This window comes from Fusibacter sp. 3D3 (genome assembly GCF_001748365.1).
In the GTDB taxonomy this organism is placed as follows: Bacteria; Bacillota; Clostridia; order Peptostreptococcales; family Acidaminobacteraceae; genus Fusibacter_A.
This window is the reverse complement of the sequence record NZ_BDHH01000004.1, coordinates 266173-280722: the sequence shown is the minus strand read 5'-3', so window position 1 is coordinate 280722 and position 14550 is coordinate 266173. Positions and strand designations below refer to the sequence as shown.

Annotated in this window: 17 protein-coding genes; 4 read left to right on the top strand and 13 right to left on the bottom strand. The window is 36.3% G+C overall.

Annotation, left to right across the window (positions count from 1 at the left end; genetic code table 11):
• Window positions 1-35: 35 nt before the first annotated feature.
• The 7 genes from F3D3_RS07080 to F3D3_RS07050 all read right to left on the bottom strand — a co-directional run bounded on the left by F3D3_RS07080 (window position 36) and on the right by F3D3_RS07050 (window position 5467).
• Window positions 36-806, bottom strand: coding sequence for a tRNA1(Val) (adenine(37)-N6)-methyltransferase (locus tag F3D3_RS07080; RefSeq protein ID WP_069872478.1), 771 nt, complete (start codon window positions 804-806; stop codon window positions 36-38).
• A gap of 245 nt (window positions 807-1051) precedes the next feature.
• Complete coding sequence (locus F3D3_RS07075; protein ID WP_069872476.1) at window positions 1052-1966, bottom strand: stage 0 sporulation family protein; 915 nt, start codon at window positions 1964-1966, stop codon at window positions 1052-1054.
• A gap of 9 nt (window positions 1967-1975) precedes the next feature.
• Window positions 1976-2836: an ATP-binding protein gene (locus tag F3D3_RS07070; RefSeq protein ID WP_069872474.1), complete on the bottom strand. Its 861-nt coding sequence runs from the start codon at window positions 2834-2836 to the stop codon at window positions 1976-1978.
• Between the two features lie 11 nt (window positions 2837-2847).
• Entirely contained in the window at window positions 2848-3171 is a 324-nt protein-coding gene (locus tag F3D3_RS07065) for a cyclic-di-AMP receptor (protein ID WP_069872472.1), read from the bottom strand.
• A gap of 57 nt (window positions 3172-3228) precedes the next feature.
• On the bottom strand, window positions 3229-3789 hold the full coding sequence (gene lepB, locus F3D3_RS07060; protein WP_069872470.1) for a signal peptidase I: 561 nt from the start codon (window positions 3787-3789) through the stop codon (window positions 3229-3231).
• 17 nt (window positions 3790-3806) lie between these two features.
• Window positions 3807-5276, bottom strand: a complete 1470-nt coding sequence (locus F3D3_RS07055) for an aminotransferase class I/II-fold pyridoxal phosphate-dependent enzyme (protein ID WP_069872468.1) — start codon at window positions 5274-5276, stop codon at window positions 3807-3809.
• Window positions 5273-5467 carry a hypothetical protein gene (locus F3D3_RS07050; protein WP_069872466.1) on the bottom strand — a complete coding sequence of 65 codons (195 nt, stop codon included), beginning with the start codon at window positions 5465-5467 and terminating at the stop codon, window positions 5273-5275. Before F3D3_RS07050 ends, F3D3_RS07055 begins: the two co-directional genes overlap by 4 nt.
• A 142-nt stretch (window positions 5468-5609) precedes the next feature.
• Between F3D3_RS07050 and F3D3_RS07045 the strand changes: the two genes are divergently transcribed.
• Window positions 5610-6791 carry a pyridoxal phosphate-dependent aminotransferase gene (locus F3D3_RS07045; protein ID WP_069872464.1) on the top strand — a complete coding sequence of 394 codons (1182 nt, stop codon included), beginning with the start codon at window positions 5610-5612 and terminating at the stop codon, window positions 6789-6791.
• A gap of 16 nt (window positions 6792-6807) precedes the next feature.
• A complete protein-coding gene (locus F3D3_RS07040; protein ID WP_069872462.1) occupies window positions 6808-8640 on the top strand; it encodes a hypothetical protein in 1833 nt (610 codons plus the stop codon).
• Between the two features lie 86 nt (window positions 8641-8726).
• On the opposite strand, the gene F3D3_RS07035 is transcribed toward F3D3_RS07040, so the two are convergent.
• Together F3D3_RS07035 and murI are read right to left on the bottom strand one after the other, a co-directional pair.
• On the bottom strand, window positions 8727-8996 hold the full coding sequence (locus F3D3_RS07035; protein ID WP_069872460.1) for a hypothetical protein: 270 nt from the start codon (window positions 8994-8996) through the stop codon (window positions 8727-8729).
• Window positions 8983-9774 (bottom strand): glutamate racemase, encoded by a 792-nt coding sequence (gene murI / locus F3D3_RS07030; RefSeq protein ID WP_084388886.1) that lies wholly within the window; start codon window positions 9772-9774, stop codon window positions 8983-8985. The genes F3D3_RS07035 and murI overlap by 14 nt, the downstream gene beginning before the upstream one ends.
• Window positions 9775-9986: 212 nt before the next feature.
• Between murI and F3D3_RS07025 the strand changes: the two genes are divergently transcribed.
• Entirely contained in the window at window positions 9987-10691 is a 705-nt protein-coding gene (locus F3D3_RS07025; protein WP_069872457.1) for a methyl-accepting chemotaxis protein, read from the top strand.
• 83 nt (window positions 10692-10774) lie between these two features.
• Window positions 10775-10954, top strand: a complete 180-nt coding sequence (locus F3D3_RS23305; protein WP_084388875.1) for a uracil-DNA glycosylase — start codon at window positions 10775-10777, stop codon at window positions 10952-10954.
• Between the two features lie 57 nt (window positions 10955-11011).
• Here the strand turns inward: F3D3_RS23305 and F3D3_RS07020 are convergent, their stop codons facing one another.
• The 4 genes from F3D3_RS07020 to F3D3_RS07005 form a co-directional block, all read right to left on the bottom strand.
• On the bottom strand, window positions 11012-12046 hold the full coding sequence (locus F3D3_RS07020) for a PTS transporter subunit IIC (protein ID WP_175438320.1): 1035 nt from the start codon (window positions 12044-12046) through the stop codon (window positions 11012-11014).
• 88 nt (window positions 12047-12134) lie between these two features.
• Window positions 12135-12653, bottom strand: a complete 519-nt coding sequence (locus tag F3D3_RS07015; protein ID WP_069872455.1) for a transcription repressor NadR — start codon at window positions 12651-12653, stop codon at window positions 12135-12137.
• Window positions 12654-12802: 149 nt separating this feature from the next.
• On the bottom strand, window positions 12803-13462 hold the full coding sequence (locus tag F3D3_RS07010; RefSeq protein WP_069872453.1) for a GntR family transcriptional regulator: 660 nt from the start codon (window positions 13460-13462) through the stop codon (window positions 12803-12805).
• Window positions 13463-13583: 121 nt separating this feature from the next.
• Window positions 13584-14099 (bottom strand): MFS transporter, encoded by a 516-nt coding sequence (locus F3D3_RS07005; RefSeq protein ID WP_069872452.1) that lies wholly within the window; start codon window positions 14097-14099, stop codon window positions 13584-13586.
• Window positions 14100-14550: the final 451 nt, after the last annotated feature.

The window sequence follows — 14550 nt, the reverse complement described above, 5'->3', positions numbered from 1 at the left end:
CTCCTCAGTTTAACGCATTAAATCTATTTAAAAATCTATTCAAAAACAGTGATGTTTTCCATGCCATAAATATCGTAAATTTCCTTTGTATAATCCCCTTGATCTGTCCTCACAATTAAAGGATCATGAAATTTGAGATCTGGCCTTCCCCCTTTTGTACACCTTATTAAAAATATGTTGGGTTTTTTATGTGCATACGGTTGAATCATTCGAATTTCTTTAGGCTCCAATTTGTTTTGTTTGCAAAGATAGATAAGATCAGCTAACCGATTGGGTCTGTGTATCATGTACAGATTACCACTCGGTTTTAAAAGAACGCTAGCATTGACGATGACATCCTCCAGTGTACAAAGCACTTCATGTCTTGATATTGCTTTCTTGTCAGAAGGATTTTTGATACCGCCATCTGTGCTCATATAGGGTGGATTACTTACAACGGTGTCGATAGTCCCCTTATCCAAATAGGAAAGCGCCGCTTTTAAGTTCGCTCGAATGATTTCAATTTTATCTTCCAAATGGTTTAATTTTACACTTCTACTGGCCATATCAGCAACCTCTTCCTGCACTTCAAATGCATAGAGATGTTCAAATTGTGTTTTGCCTGCCAGCAGTATGGGAATAATTCCAGTCCCTGTTCCGAATTCAACAATTCGATGTGTCCGCTTCACCTTTACAAAGTGACTTAACAACACCGCATCTATCCCAAAGCAAAATCCTTTTGGATCCTGAATAATTTTAAGGCCCTCCAATTGTAAATCATCCACCCGTTCATGTGGCATAACCAGTTTTGGATCTAGATTATTCATATTTTTATCGCTCCTAATCTCATTTTCAAATCGAATATTCTGTTCGCATATTCCGTCCTCATACTCGGTCCACATACCAAGTCCGCTGTGCTACCTTCTCAACCCGCTAAAGGACTTGCAATCAGTGAAAGTTCAGACTGACAGAAGAAAACCCTCCACTATAGAGAAGTGGGGGGGTTCTTCTTCCCTCGGGTTAAATGTACAAAAGAGCTTTGAGGAAATTGCCACAAAGCTCTCTTAAAATTCTAGTCTTCTAATTTTTTTAGTGCAACAAAATCCACAGGTTCAGCAGTCGGTATGGGTGCAACATGTGAATGTGCATGACTTCTGCTCACTTCAATCACTTTAATATCCGATTTGCCATAAGCGACTATATCTTCACTCAATTCTTCATGAGGACTTGTTTTCACAATATGTCTGACTTTTACTTGCTCAAGCAAGATATTGGTATCTACAACATAGGCATTACCCTCTGGTGTTTTCACTTTGTCGCCTCTATTGGGCATACCAACTCGAATTTGCACATAAGTGTCATATTCATATTTTAAACAACACATCAATCGACCACAAAGCCCTGAAATCTTAACCGGATTAAGTGATAAATTTTGATCTTTTGCCATCTTTATCGAAACAGGTGCAAAATCGCCTAGCCAGCTCCCACAGCAGATCTCTCTACCACAAGGCCCAAGTCCCTTCACCATTTTGGACTCATCGCGCACACCAATTTGTCTCAGTTCAATACGTGTTCTGAATATAGCGGCTAGATCTTTTACCAGTTCTCTAAAATCAATTCGACCATCTGCTGTAAAATAGAAAATGACTTTATTGTTATCAAAAGTATACTCAACATCAATTAATTTCATATCCAATTGATGCAAATGGATTTTTTCAAGACAAACCTCTAATGCTTCTTTGGCTTTTTTCTTATTATTTATATGAATTTCATCATCTTCAGATGTTGAGGTTCTGAGAACAGGTTTTAAAGGGCTTATGATCTGATCTTCAGTAATATCTCTTCTTCCAATGACACATTCTCCATATTCTACGCCTCTGGCAGTTTCAACAATCACGTGATCGTCTTTATTGACGTCTACATCACCTGGATCGAAATAATAAATTTTGCCAGCTTTTTTAAATCTCACGCCTACGACAGTGATCATTTAGGCCTCCTATTTTATACATTTAAACAACAATTGATCAATTGTAAGTTCAAAGTTCATATTATTCTTCAGTTTTGATTCTACATCATCTATAACAAAGATCAGCTCAACCAATTTCTCCGTGGTAAAACTCCTGGTCAATTTTTCAAGATGATCTCTATAGTCCAGTATAGTGAAATTTTCAGAATTTATCAATTGAAGATTTTCAGTTTCTCGGAAGATCATGACATCTCTTAATATTTTGGCAACTCTATTGATGACAATCTGAAACCTTAATTTATCTCCTTTTGCATAAAGTGCAAATTCAAAAACACGATTTACATCTTTAAACTCTATACTTTTAACAAACTCAATTGCCTTTTCTAAAATTTCTTGTTCAATCGCTTCCCCTTTTGATTCGAGATCAGGATAAAATTGAACCACTTGGCATCTTGAAACAACCGTTTCGAGAACAGCCTCCAGATTATTTGTCATGAAAATAAAAAAAGCATACTCGGGAGGTTCCTCAAGTGTCTTTAGAATTCTATTTTGTGCCCTTGGTGTCATTAAATCCAAATCTTTAAAAATGACAATTTTAAACTGACTTTCAAAAGGCTTAATGAAGATATATTCCTGAAAAGCTTCGACTTGTGCATTTTTTATCGAACTGCCGTCTGGCATGATAATCATAAGATCTGGATGATTACTCGAATTTATTTTTAAACATGACGAACAGGAATCACAACCACTGTGTTCCTGTTTGCATAAAACCAATTTTGCAATTTCTGTTGAAAAATGAATATCATCCATGCCTGAAAAAATGTAGCTATGTGACAACTTTCCACTTGAAATGGCTTTTTCTAAAAAAAGTCTCTGTGTTTGATATGACATGCCTTAACCCTTTACATTTTAATATATTTTTCCACGTCCACTACGAAGACTGTGGCACCTCCAACAGTAATCTCCAGTGGCATTCCCATAACAGAGTTATCTCCTAAAAGAGATGTTGTCGTTGTGATTTCTTTTCTCGTCTGACTCGTTTCTTCAATAATAGCAAGTGCCGCTTCAACACGCTCTTTTGGTGTTCCTATAATCAAGGTTGTATTACCAGATTTTAAGAATCCGCCTGTGGATGCCAGCTTTGTCACACCAAAATCCGCTTGCGTCAATTGTTTGACAAGTGCATGTGCATCCTCGTCATGAACGATTGCGATAATTAATTTCATAAATATGCCTCCTCTCAAAAACAACTTCTATTCCTTATTATACCACAATTCTGAGATTTAATTCACTTTACCCACTTTACTTAACGGCATAAATCTAAAAATAACTTTACCAATCATATCATCTCCCGAAATCAGTCCCAGCTCTCTACTATCCAAACTCACATTTCGATTATCACCCATACAGAAGTACATGCCCTCCGGAACTTTTTCATAATAAGCTGCTTTATTGGTCACTGTATTGATATAAGGTTCATCCAAAATAGTGCCATTAACTGTAACAATCCCATCTTTAACTTCAATACTATCGCCAGGTACTGCAATAACTCTTTTTATGAGATTTTTGCGCTCGCCTTCACGATGTAGTAATTTTTGAATAAAATTAAGACTCTCAATATCTCGTGCTGTTAAAGTCAACTCCGATTTAAAAGAGATGATATCCCCCGTCTTAAGCTCTGAATGTTTAACCATAAAAAGCATATCTTTTTCAACTAAAGTGGGAAACATAGATGTATTGTAAACTGTTGTCGTAGCAAAAAAGAAATTATAAATCATAAAAATGACCAGTGTAACCAGTATTGCTTGTCCCCATTCTAGTAGTTCTTTTTTTATCTTATTCATAATATCAATCTTGAGGGTTACTCAAGGCTCCTTTCGAGAATCTTAATTTTTGTCAGTTCTGTTCCTAAAAGTGCTTTTAATAAATCAATTGCCTCATGAGTAATGCGCTCACCTGGAACACAAATTGGAATTCCGGGTGGATAAGGTGTTATAAAATCAGCACTAATCTCGCCAATTGCAGCTTCTGGTGTGACCTCACTAAAAGCTCTGCGTTTTACTTCATGAGGTAGATAAACTTGATTTTCAGATTGAACTAGACTTTTATATTGTTTTGCAAAATTGAACTTTGCACGTTGCTTTTCTTGCCCTTTAAAATTAAAGTGGCCATTTGAAACCTCATCCATTCTCAATTGATCTAATGCCTTTAATGCCTCTGCCAGCACTTCAAAATCAGATGGATCATTGCAAATACTCGTCATAAACAAGAGCATTGTCTGCGTTTCATATTCCACTTGAATATGATATATTGCTCTCATTTTTTTTGAAATCGTCTCTCCATCCCAAATGCCTTCCTCATAGAAATCTGGATGAATTTGAAGCATTAATTTACTGGGATCCTTTGTGCGTTTTGTATGATAAAAAGAGATTGTCTTTAATGATTTTGTCTCTTCGTATAACCTTTCTATTTGTAAGGCAAGCACCTCACACCATCGTTTCCCCTCTTCTTGTATTAAATCAAGCATAGCATCCACGGATGCCATCAACACATAGGATGGGCTACTGGTTTGAAACGTCTTTAAGCAATCATCCACTTGATGCACAATGCGATTGCCCTCAATGGTTTTTGTCATGTGTCTTCCATAGTGCAAACAAGCTGTTTGTGTCAAGGCAGGCAAGGTTTTGTGGAAACTTTGAACGACAATGTCTGCGCCTAAGTCAAGTGCTGAAAGCGGCCCATCTGAATTCAGTTTTAGATGGGCGCCATGTGCTTCATCTACCAATACCCAAATATGGCGTTCATGACAGAACTCTATGATACACTTGATATCCATACAGATCCCTTCATAAGTGGGATACGTTAATATAACCGCTTTTATTGCCCTATTATCATTTAAAATAGCTTTAATATCGTCCATGTCATAACCGATAACAATTCCCATATAATCATCGTATTCTGGCAAGTAATAATGGGGTTTTAACTTGGCGATGGAAACCGCATTATAAACAGATTTGTGCGCATTTCGGTTCAAAAGCACTTGATCACCTTCATCTAAACTGCCGATAATCATACTCAATATGCCCACAGTACTGCCATTGATCAAAAGTCTAGAAGTGCCCGATTCATACATTGAAGCTATTAGCTTCTGCGTTTCGAGTATACAACTCTTTGGCGCGTGAAGATGATCCGCTTTGGGAATTTCAGTGATATCTAACTTAATTATATTTTCAAGTTTCTCTATGAACTTTGGATGTCTTTTATGACCAGGCATATAAAACGAATGCAATTGCTCTTCTTCGATAGAACGCAAGGATTCCAATAATCTCATCGTTTAGCCTTTCCAGAAGTCACATCCGTCTTTCTTGACTTCTTCTGTTTATAATCAGACATATTTTGAATATTTTTAAGCTTGTCCTTATAATATTTTCGGTCTCTAAAGAGATCCCCTAGCGCAAAAAAAGCCACTCCAGTGAAAAAAAGAATGATTGCGCCAATTAAAACCCAGTCTAAAACAGACATTTTTAACCTCAGTGTTTGTGTTTTTGCAATAAATTGCTATAATAATTCTAACACATTAGAATGCTTGTTTCATCAAACAAATGTAAATTTTTAAAAATTACACTGAAAGGCAGGTGAATAATCACCTGAAGGTGATCTTATTATGAACTTATCTCAAAAAATCAAAACCATTACCCCCTCTTATACCATTGGCATAAGTACTAAAGTAAAAGCACTAAAATCTGAAGGTAAATCCATCATTGATTTAAGTATTGGTGAACCCGATTTTTTTACACCCGAAAAAGCAAAACTTGAAGGTATCGATGCAATAGCGCGTAATGAATCCAAATATGATATGGTGCCTGGATTAATGGCACTCAGAAAAGCCATCGTCCAAAAATTAAAAACTGAAAATAACGTTTCATACGACGTGGCTGATATTGTCGTTTCATCAGGTGCAAAACATGCGATCACAAACACACTTCTTGCGACTTTAGATCCTGGCGATGAAGTCATTGTGCCAAAGCCTTATTGGACGAGCTATCCAGAAATGATTAAACTCTGTGGCGGCGTGCCCGTACTTGTGGATACACAAATCGAAAATCAGTTTAAACTCACCATTGATGAACTTAAAAGCGCAATCACACCCAAAACCAAAATGTTGCTCATTAACAATCCTTCCAACCCAACAGGCGCCGTATACACCATGGCGGAACTTGAACCGCTAGTCAATCTTTGCATTGAAAAAGAGCTTTTTATTTTAGCGGATGAAATTTATGAACGCATTTGCTACACCGATACGTTTACCTCAATTCCCACCCTTTCTCCTGAAGCAAAAGCCATCACAATCTTGGTCAATGGCCTTTCAAAATCAGTTGCAATGACTGGATGGCGAATCGGCTATACAGCGTCTTCACCTGAAATTGCCAAAGCAATTTCTACGATACAAGGCCATTTGGTTTCTCACCCAAGCATTGTCTCACAATGGGCCGGCGCTGTGGCGCTTACAGATTGTCTTGACGATATGTCCGCCATGGTCTCTGAATATAAATTGAGAAGAGACTTGCTCGTTGAACGCCTTCAAAAAATTAAAAATGTCACTTTTATTCAACCAGACGGTGCTTTTTATCTCTTTATTGATCTTTCTTACTTTAAAGATAAATTTGAAGCGGAGCGTAGCGTTTCTTTAAAAATAGGGGATGATCTTTTGCTTCAATACAATCTTGCTGTTGTACCAGGAATCGCATTTGGTAACGATCATTGTATTCGTCTCTCCTATGCAACTGAACTCAGCCTAGTTCAAGAAGGTTTAAATAGAATTGAAACCTATCTAAACCAATTATAGTCAGAAAGGACTTCCCATGTTGTACTTTACTGCGAGGCAATCTCCTGTAACCTCTACTAAAAAGAAGGCGCCCATTAAGTTTTTTATTGCACTTTTTATCTATTTAATAGGCCTATTGTTCATCCAAAATACTGTGATTAAACTTTTAATGGTCATATTGATGCCTTTTGAACTCTATTTTATTCAAAATCAAGCTTTAAAATTATATCCTAAGCTTATTTCGTATAAAACAGATTGTCTTGAAACGGCAAAATCCATTTATAAAAGCAATCTCATAATCACTGACTTGAATCATTTGATGGACTCTAAAAATTCAAAAATAACGCATTTTGAAACCTTAGATTTAGAAATTGCGCTTTCAGAAAACAAGGCTGAAAATGATAAGAGTATTCAGAGCCGTAAAAATATAACGAAATTGCTACAAACAGCGCTTTTATGTGATCATGAAGACGAACGCCTTATACCTGTTAAAGCCCAATTGCAATCTTATTTTCCAATTGATATGACTGTTTTATCCGCTCAATGGCCTAAAATGAGAGCATGGGAAACCGAATCTCTTTGGATAACTCAACATCAAGAAATCAAAACCAATATGACGCAACTCATGTGTATGGGCGATATAGATCGATTGCTTTCCAGATGTACTCATGTTTTAACGCAAAACGGCATAGACATTCTGAAAAAAGAACACGTTGCCAAAATTATAGCTTCCGAGCATAAACATGGCCATGCACTTGAACGCGTTTGGGGATATGCCTTTAAGATAGATTCTGCGGACAATCGCTCTAATGATATTCCCTCAGATTTTATTTATATAGGTGCTATAAGTGTTTTCGCACCTCTTGTAGAAACGCCTATAGCGGTCACACCAAACATTCAAAATGAACCTTTAACAAAAGCGCCCTCAGAAAAGGCGCCCTCAGAAATTTTTTTCAAAGTGATTACGTTTTCTCAAGAGTCACCAGTTTATGTGAATGCTGTTGCAAAATCTCTAAATTTATTAGATGAGACCTGTAGGATACTAGATCAGAACAAGCTTATGACCTTTTCCAATAAAACACTATTCCCCATTCTACATCGTTACGCCTTTTTGACACGTTTTAATGAAGATCAAATTCATAGAATTTTGTCTTTATATCGAAAAGGAAACGCTGTTATTTTAAAAACAGCCTGTACGGAACACGCTTTAAAGTCATTAGACCACGCTCTTTTTGATTACTTTGTGGATCAAATCTATGAAAAAAAAGCATTTTCAAATGCCTTTGAAGAAAGTAAAACGCTAGTTGCACGGTTCGATAAATTAAAAGCCTTTGTTTTGTCTGTACATTTAGTTGAACTGATTGCACTTACAACACTTTTGACCACATCTCCACTTGGGGTACTGATATTGAATCTGATGAGCACAAGTTTACTCGGTCTAGCGCTCTTTGTGGAAAATATGGATTCTTCTAAGTCTTTTCAAAGGGTACTAAAGGCGAGTCTCATCCGAAAAATAATACCGGTAAGCCTCTGTGTCGGGCTTTATTGTCTTATGATTTCACATAGCCATTACCATTCCACGCCGTTAATTTTTATGGGACTCCTCTTTGTGGGGCTGGCTTTTATCTTTCAATATCCCTCTGCGCTTTCTTTGAGGAAAATTGCTTTTACGCATACCGCACTAAATGCAACATCCGGTATTTTAATTCTCATTTTTATGATCGGTGCTTCTTGGAAAATGAGATCTAACTTTGAGCTCGTGCTTTTGACCCAACTGGTTATGTACGCCATGACACCAATGATTTTACATGACCTGATCAAATTAAGCCGCTTATACTTATCTCAGTTATCAAAGCGCTTAAAAGCATAATGTGTTAGAGTGTTAAAAAGCACGCTGATTCTAAGCTTTATCCTCTTAGAATTAACGTGCTTTTTTTAATTTTGTGTTTTTATTGGTTAAATTTGCTCAAACAAATCATGTTTCTTTAAGATATTAAATATTTTATTATCGATTCGATGCATTTCTAAATGTAATTTCTTCATAGGCACTTTAAGCGTCTTCGATATGTGTTTAGGCACTTGAATTTGACAATCAACACCATAGCGCATTCTAAAAATTTGTTCTGCCTTTTCATCAAAAATAGCTTCCTCTAAAATCAATTGTAATTTTTCATTCACCAATGTCATCATTTTAACATCAACAGATAAAGGTTCACTTACTGCCATCTTGCGCTCTCTTTCTTAAATATTGATACATGTCTTTTGATTTTTCAACAAAGTGATTGTCTTTTGAATTCAATAGGCTTATTGCCCCTTCAAAAGTTTCATCATTCAAAAGAGCTAATGTGTGAAGTACATTTTTAAGCTGACTCGCTGTTCCAAAGTTGCCATCGAAGATCTCAACTTTATGATCATAATATTCATCGATAAAATCTTTTAAAAAGATAAAATGCGTACATCCCAAAACAATGCCTTCGACATGCGCCTCTATTTGATCTAAATAACTTGAAATAGATTGTTTCACATACTCGACATCATCCATATGATTTTCAACAATATCCACTAAATTAGGAGCAGGCAACTTAATAATACGATGTGCTTCTTCGAACGAATAAAGCAGCTTGTTAAACTTTTCTTCCTTAAGCGTCATCTCTGTGGCCAAAACCACAATAACACCTTCTGTCCCTACAATTGCTGGCTTAATTGCCGGTTCCATTCCGATGATTGGTATACTATATTGACTTCTTAAAATATCCACTGCAGCACTTGTCGCCGTATTACAAGCAATGACAATCGCTTTTACATCTTCTGCTTCAATTAGATGGTCACAAATGCGCCTTGAAAGCTCAACAACCTCATCTTTCGTTTTTACCCCGTAAGGGGCATTCCCAGAGTCACCAAAATAGACAATGGATTCATTTGGCATTACTTTGTGAATTTCATAAAGTACAGAAATGCCACCAAGCCCAGAATCAAATACACCAATTTTACTTTTATTATTCACTCTATACACCACCATGTTTTAAATCACTCCAATTATATCATATCTTCTATAAAATATCATCTTGAGGTCTCAATTTTAGATTTTTTTGAATTTTCTGAATTTATTAAAGTTTTAATGATTTCAAATGTTATAATGGCAATACGGCATTAGACCAAAAAATCACTACCAATTTTAATGTTCTGATTGATCACGTCAGAAAGTTTATTTCTGAAATGGACGCAAATGGTGAAAAAATAGATCAAAAGGTCACTGAAATAAGCAATATACTTGCATTAAATGCTTCAGTTGAAGCTGCTAGAGCCGGTGATGCCGGTGCTGGATTTGCAGTTGTCGCACAGGAAGTGAAAAAACTTGCTGATGAATCTGCCATACATGCAACTGAAATTGAAAATCTAATCAATACAATTCGAGCAGAAGTTAAGCAAATTTCAAATAGTGTTAGTGTCAGTACCGACAGTATGGAAAAAACACAGAAAACATCTCAAACTGCCAAAAATGAATTTTTGAAAACGGTTGATCAGACTAAGAAGTCCGTAGAATACATTGACTCAATCTTTACTCATCTACAAAAATTAACCGATATGACTTCTAGTATTCAAAAATTAACTTCTGATTTCTCAAAGGGTTTTAGCTTTAATTCTGAAATAAAAAATTATGTAAACAATAGTATAACGCTGCTTGAATCTATTTCTAAATCAATCGAAATACAGTCTTTGTCACGCACAAAATGTGATGATGCCCTTTACACAAATTTTGCACATCGTCCTTACTTTATAGAAGCTATCAAAGGCGAAGCATACACTTCTACGCCTTATATCTCTTCAGATACCTATAATTATTGCATTGCAATTGCAGTGCCCATATTTGTATCTGGAAAAATCAAAGGGGTTTTAATGGCTGATCTTCATCTAGGTTAATGAATTTAATTTGAAAAAAAATGAATCCTCCATTACAATAGAATTATATTGCTCAATCTAATCTGCTGTACAAGGAGTAAAAAATGTCATTACCCAGAATTGACTGCCGAAAATGTAAGCACTACTACGTTACATGGGACCCCAATAACCCTCATGGTTGTCACCAGTTTGGATTCAAGTCTAAACAGATGCCTTCACTCATCGTTTACAAAAGTTCTGGCAATCCATGTATTGGATTTGAACTTAAAATCAATTTAAAATGAGTTATCGCAAATTACCATTGCAATAACTCATTTTTTTTATATTAGCATCTTACTTCATTATTTATGGGTCCCTTCGAGTTTTAAATCTCCAAAACTAATCCAGCCTTTCTTCCTCATCCATTCGCTTATTATTAGAGCAATAATGCCCGGTAATACAAAATGCATTATGCCTATTAAGATGAACAGACTCAATGCTGAATGCGTTTCACCCATCGCCGCAAAAGTTCCAAATTGACCCACAAGGCCACTCGTTCCCATACCTGCTCCAATACTGTTACTTTCGAGATGAAGCACGGCAGTGCTAACAGGGCCAAGAATTGCACTTGCAACAATTGACGGTATCCAAATCTTTGGATTTCGTATGATATTGGGCACTTGCAACATTGATGTACCAAGTCCTTGTGCGATAAACCCTCCAATACCGTTTTCACGATAACTGATACATGCAAATCCAATCATTTGACAGCAACAGCCCACCAGTGATGCGCCTGCAGCGATGCCTGATAATCCTAAAGAAATTGCTAAGGCTGCGCTGCTTATAGGCAGTGTCAATACAATCCCCATGATAACGGCTATAATGATCCCCATAGGTATAGGTTGAAGTTCTGTAGCTGTGTTTATAACCGCACCTATTGCCTTCATCAGAGAAGCGATAACAGGGCTTAATGTCAATCCAACAAGACCTCCAACAATAATCGTCAGTGCTGGCACCAAGACGATGTCCACTTTTGTCTTTCCAGAGATCAATTTGGAAAACTCGGCTGCAACAAGTCCTGAAACAAATGCCCCCATAGGCTCACCTATACCAATGATCATCTGACCAGCTTCATCCATTTTTATACTACCAGCGCCTATAGTTCCAGCCACAACTGAAGCAAAAATTCCAAGTGGAGATGCCCCTACGCTATACGCAACGGCCGCTCCTATGGCAGGTCCCATCATCACTTGTGCTACTTTTCCAAATGTGGCAAGCTGTTGGATTCCCGTTAAGTCGCCAATCTGTTTTAAAATCAATCCTATGATCAATGACGCGAATAGCCCTAAAGCCATGCCGTTTAATGTCTTAATCAAATAATTTTTAATGCGCACCATTTAACTTATTCTCCCTTGATTAATACTATTTTTCGTTGTAAAGTCAACAAACATTAACACCTGTCTTGTCAGTAGTATTCAAAAAAAATTACAGTTCTTTAATAAATCCTTTTTCATATAACTCTGCTTTAATTAACTTAAATATTTTTTCACTTGGCACTTCAATGGTGTGAATATGTGCACCATCAGTCAATAATGAAAGTGGTTTCGCATTTGTTTCATCAACACGTTTAATGAATTTATTAACCTCGTCCATGTTGGATATTAACAGGGTTCCCACGATTTCACCATACACGGGATGCTCAACAATAACATCGATTACCTTACCACCATATTCAACAATAATCTTAAGTTCTTCTTCCATTCGATCAAATCCCCTGTGTTCAGAAACAAATGTTTTAATCATGCGATTTTGTCCATGAACCTTTGGAATGATATAACCACTAGATGTGGCTAGAATGCTATAGCCTTCTGCACGAAGTATCGCGACATCTTGAACAATCACTTGTCTAGAAACTTCAAAATAGGTTGCGAGTTCTGTCCCCGTAAAGGGTTCAGTGCTCAAATTCAATTTTTCAATGATCATTTTACGCCTATTATCCGACATCGATGTCCCCCTTGTTTATCTATTAAAACCAAGCCCTCTCAATATGAAATGGCTTGGTCTTTACATTTAGCACTACTTTATTTAGCCGCTACTTTACTTATCTGCTACTTACTTATCTGCTACTTACTTATCTGCTACTTACTTATCTGCTACTTTATTAAATGCTTGATGTTAATATTGGATGCACTTATATGTTTCGTTAAAGCTTTTCTCGTATTTTCTTGATCGTGATTTTTCAAAGCACTTAATATTGCCCTATGTTCTTCCAAAGCAAATTCAATTCTACCTTCAGTTTTTAATGAATTATTTCTAGATTGTCTAATAAATAACTGAAAATCCTTTAGTACACCTTCCAAGTATCTGCTTTTTGTTGCCTTATAAAGCGTTTCATGGAATCTGGTATTGAGTTCAAATATTTTTTCAACATCGCCTTTAGAAGTGTAGAACTCCATTAAGTCGAAAATTTCCTGTAATTCTTTGATTTCGGAATCATCAATACGTTCGGCAGCCCATTGTCCAACTAATCCCTCAATGCACAATCTAATCATTAAAATATCATCAATATCTTCTGGAGTGATCCCCTTCACGACAACACCTCTATTGGGTATGTTATCTACCAGCCCATCCAGCTCTAATTGTTTAAGTGCTTCTCTAACTGGCGTTCTACTTACCCCCAGTTCATCCGCTAACTTTATTTCAACCAACTTATCACCAGGGATATATCTACCATTTAAGATATCTTCTCTAATTCTTTCAAAGATCAATGACGTTAACGATTTGTTTTCTTTTTTCTGATCAAAAAGATCCATTTCATCCTCCAAGCTAATCTATTCTATTTCATTCTATACAGATTTTTGGATAGTGTCAAATTATTTAAAATACTCAATTTATAATGAAATATGAATCAAAAAATCCTTCAAAATTCACCCATTAGAGGTCCTTCATCTGATTGCGTTTTACAAATATTTCAATCATCCCTAAACACATCATCATCAACACTCCTATACCCAATTCAACCGGAAATACACTGTATTTGTCGATCAAATAGCCAAATACAGGCTGCAAGATTATCACACCCACATTGCCAATTAAACTATTGAAAGAAATAATCGTCGCTCGATAATCAGATGGAATATTTTTATTGATATACTTACTAAATACAGGATTACCGAGTCCTCGTGTGATTTGCTGAAGGAATATGAAGGTAAAACTAATTAAAACAGGAAATAACCCTAACAATAAATATGAAATTGCTACCAATCCCCCAACACAGAGCATTGAATACGGTTTCGTTTTTTCAATAAAAAAATCAATACGCTTTGCAGAGAATCCAGCCACTAAATTAAATGCAAAAAAGATAACGCCAAAATATTTTACATCAATTCCAGTAGCTTGCATGTGTGGTTGATAAAAAGGATATGCCATTCTCATAAATATAAATGTCACTGTACTAAATAAGACTACATTTAATACCTTCCTATATTGTCAAGCCTAAAATCATTGATTTTTAAGGCTTTGGTTTAAATAGTTACCTCGCTAACCAGAGCTAAAAGTGTAGAACAGTCATGATATCATGTACTGAATAGCTAAAATGGGTACAGCTTAATAAGCATCCGCTTGTAATACTCTATAAAGGCCGTGATTCCTCTGTTTAGCTATGATGGTGAACCTTCCGTGTCTAATGGGATCATGTCCCAACTTCCTTCGTCCCACCTGTTCATACACTGAGTGCCGGCTAAGCTTTCTAACAGGGTCTTGCCCTAAGGAAATAACTACTGCCAGCTACAGCTCTTGTTTTTTAGATTTTGATTTTACTGACCAATTTGATCTTCAAGGATCTGATATTCAGTGGACGCTATACCTTGATTCTCTCAGTTAGTCATATTGCTGATAAAGC

Excerpts from the sequence above, each read along its gene's own strand:
- F3D3_RS07080 (WP_069872478.1), bottom strand. The coding sequence starts at position 806 with ATGAATAATCTAGATCCAAAACTGGTTATGCCACATGAACGGGTGGAT.
- F3D3_RS07075 (WP_069872476.1), bottom strand. The coding sequence starts at position 1,966 with ATGATCACTGTCGTAGGCGTGAGATTTAAAAAAGCTGGCAAAATTTAT.
- F3D3_RS07070 (WP_069872474.1), bottom strand. The coding sequence starts at position 2,836 with ATGTCATATCAAACACAGAGACTTTTTTTAGAAAAAGCCATTTCAAGT.
- F3D3_RS07065 (WP_069872472.1), bottom strand. The coding sequence starts at position 3,171 with ATGAAATTAATTATCGCAATCGTTCATGACGAGGATGCACATGCACTT.
- lepB (WP_069872470.1), bottom strand. The coding sequence starts at position 3,789 with ATGAATAAGATAAAAAAAGAACTACTAGAATGGGGACAAGCAATACTG.
- F3D3_RS07055 (WP_069872468.1), bottom strand. The coding sequence starts at position 5,276 with ATGAGATTATTGGAATCCTTGCGTTCTATCGAAGAAGAGCAATTGCAT.
- F3D3_RS07050 (WP_069872466.1), bottom strand. The coding sequence starts at position 5,467 with ATGTCTGTTTTAGACTGGGTTTTAATTGGCGCAATCATTCTTTTTTTC.
- F3D3_RS07045 (WP_069872464.1), top strand. The coding sequence starts at position 5,610 with ATGAACTTATCTCAAAAAATCAAAACCATTACCCCCTCTTATACCATT.
- F3D3_RS07040 (WP_069872462.1), top strand. The coding sequence starts at position 6,808 with ATGTTGTACTTTACTGCGAGGCAATCTCCTGTAACCTCTACTAAAAAG.
- F3D3_RS07035 (WP_069872460.1), bottom strand. The coding sequence starts at position 8,996 with ATGGCAGTAAGTGAACCTTTATCTGTTGATGTTAAAATGATGACATTG.
- F3D3_RS07025 (WP_069872457.1), top strand. The coding sequence starts at position 9,987 with ATGGACGCAAATGGTGAAAAAATAGATCAAAAGGTCACTGAAATAAGC.
- F3D3_RS23305 (WP_084388875.1), top strand. The coding sequence starts at position 10,775 with ATGTCATTACCCAGAATTGACTGCCGAAAATGTAAGCACTACTACGTT.
- F3D3_RS07020 (WP_175438320.1), bottom strand. The coding sequence starts at position 12,046 with ATGGTGCGCATTAAAAATTATTTGATTAAGACATTAAACGGCATGGCT.
- F3D3_RS07015 (WP_069872455.1), bottom strand. The coding sequence starts at position 12,653 with ATGTCGGATAATAGGCGTAAAATGATCATTGAAAAATTGAATTTGAGC.
- F3D3_RS07010 (WP_069872453.1), bottom strand. The coding sequence starts at position 13,462 with ATGGATCTTTTTGATCAGAAAAAAGAAAACAAATCGTTAACGTCATTG.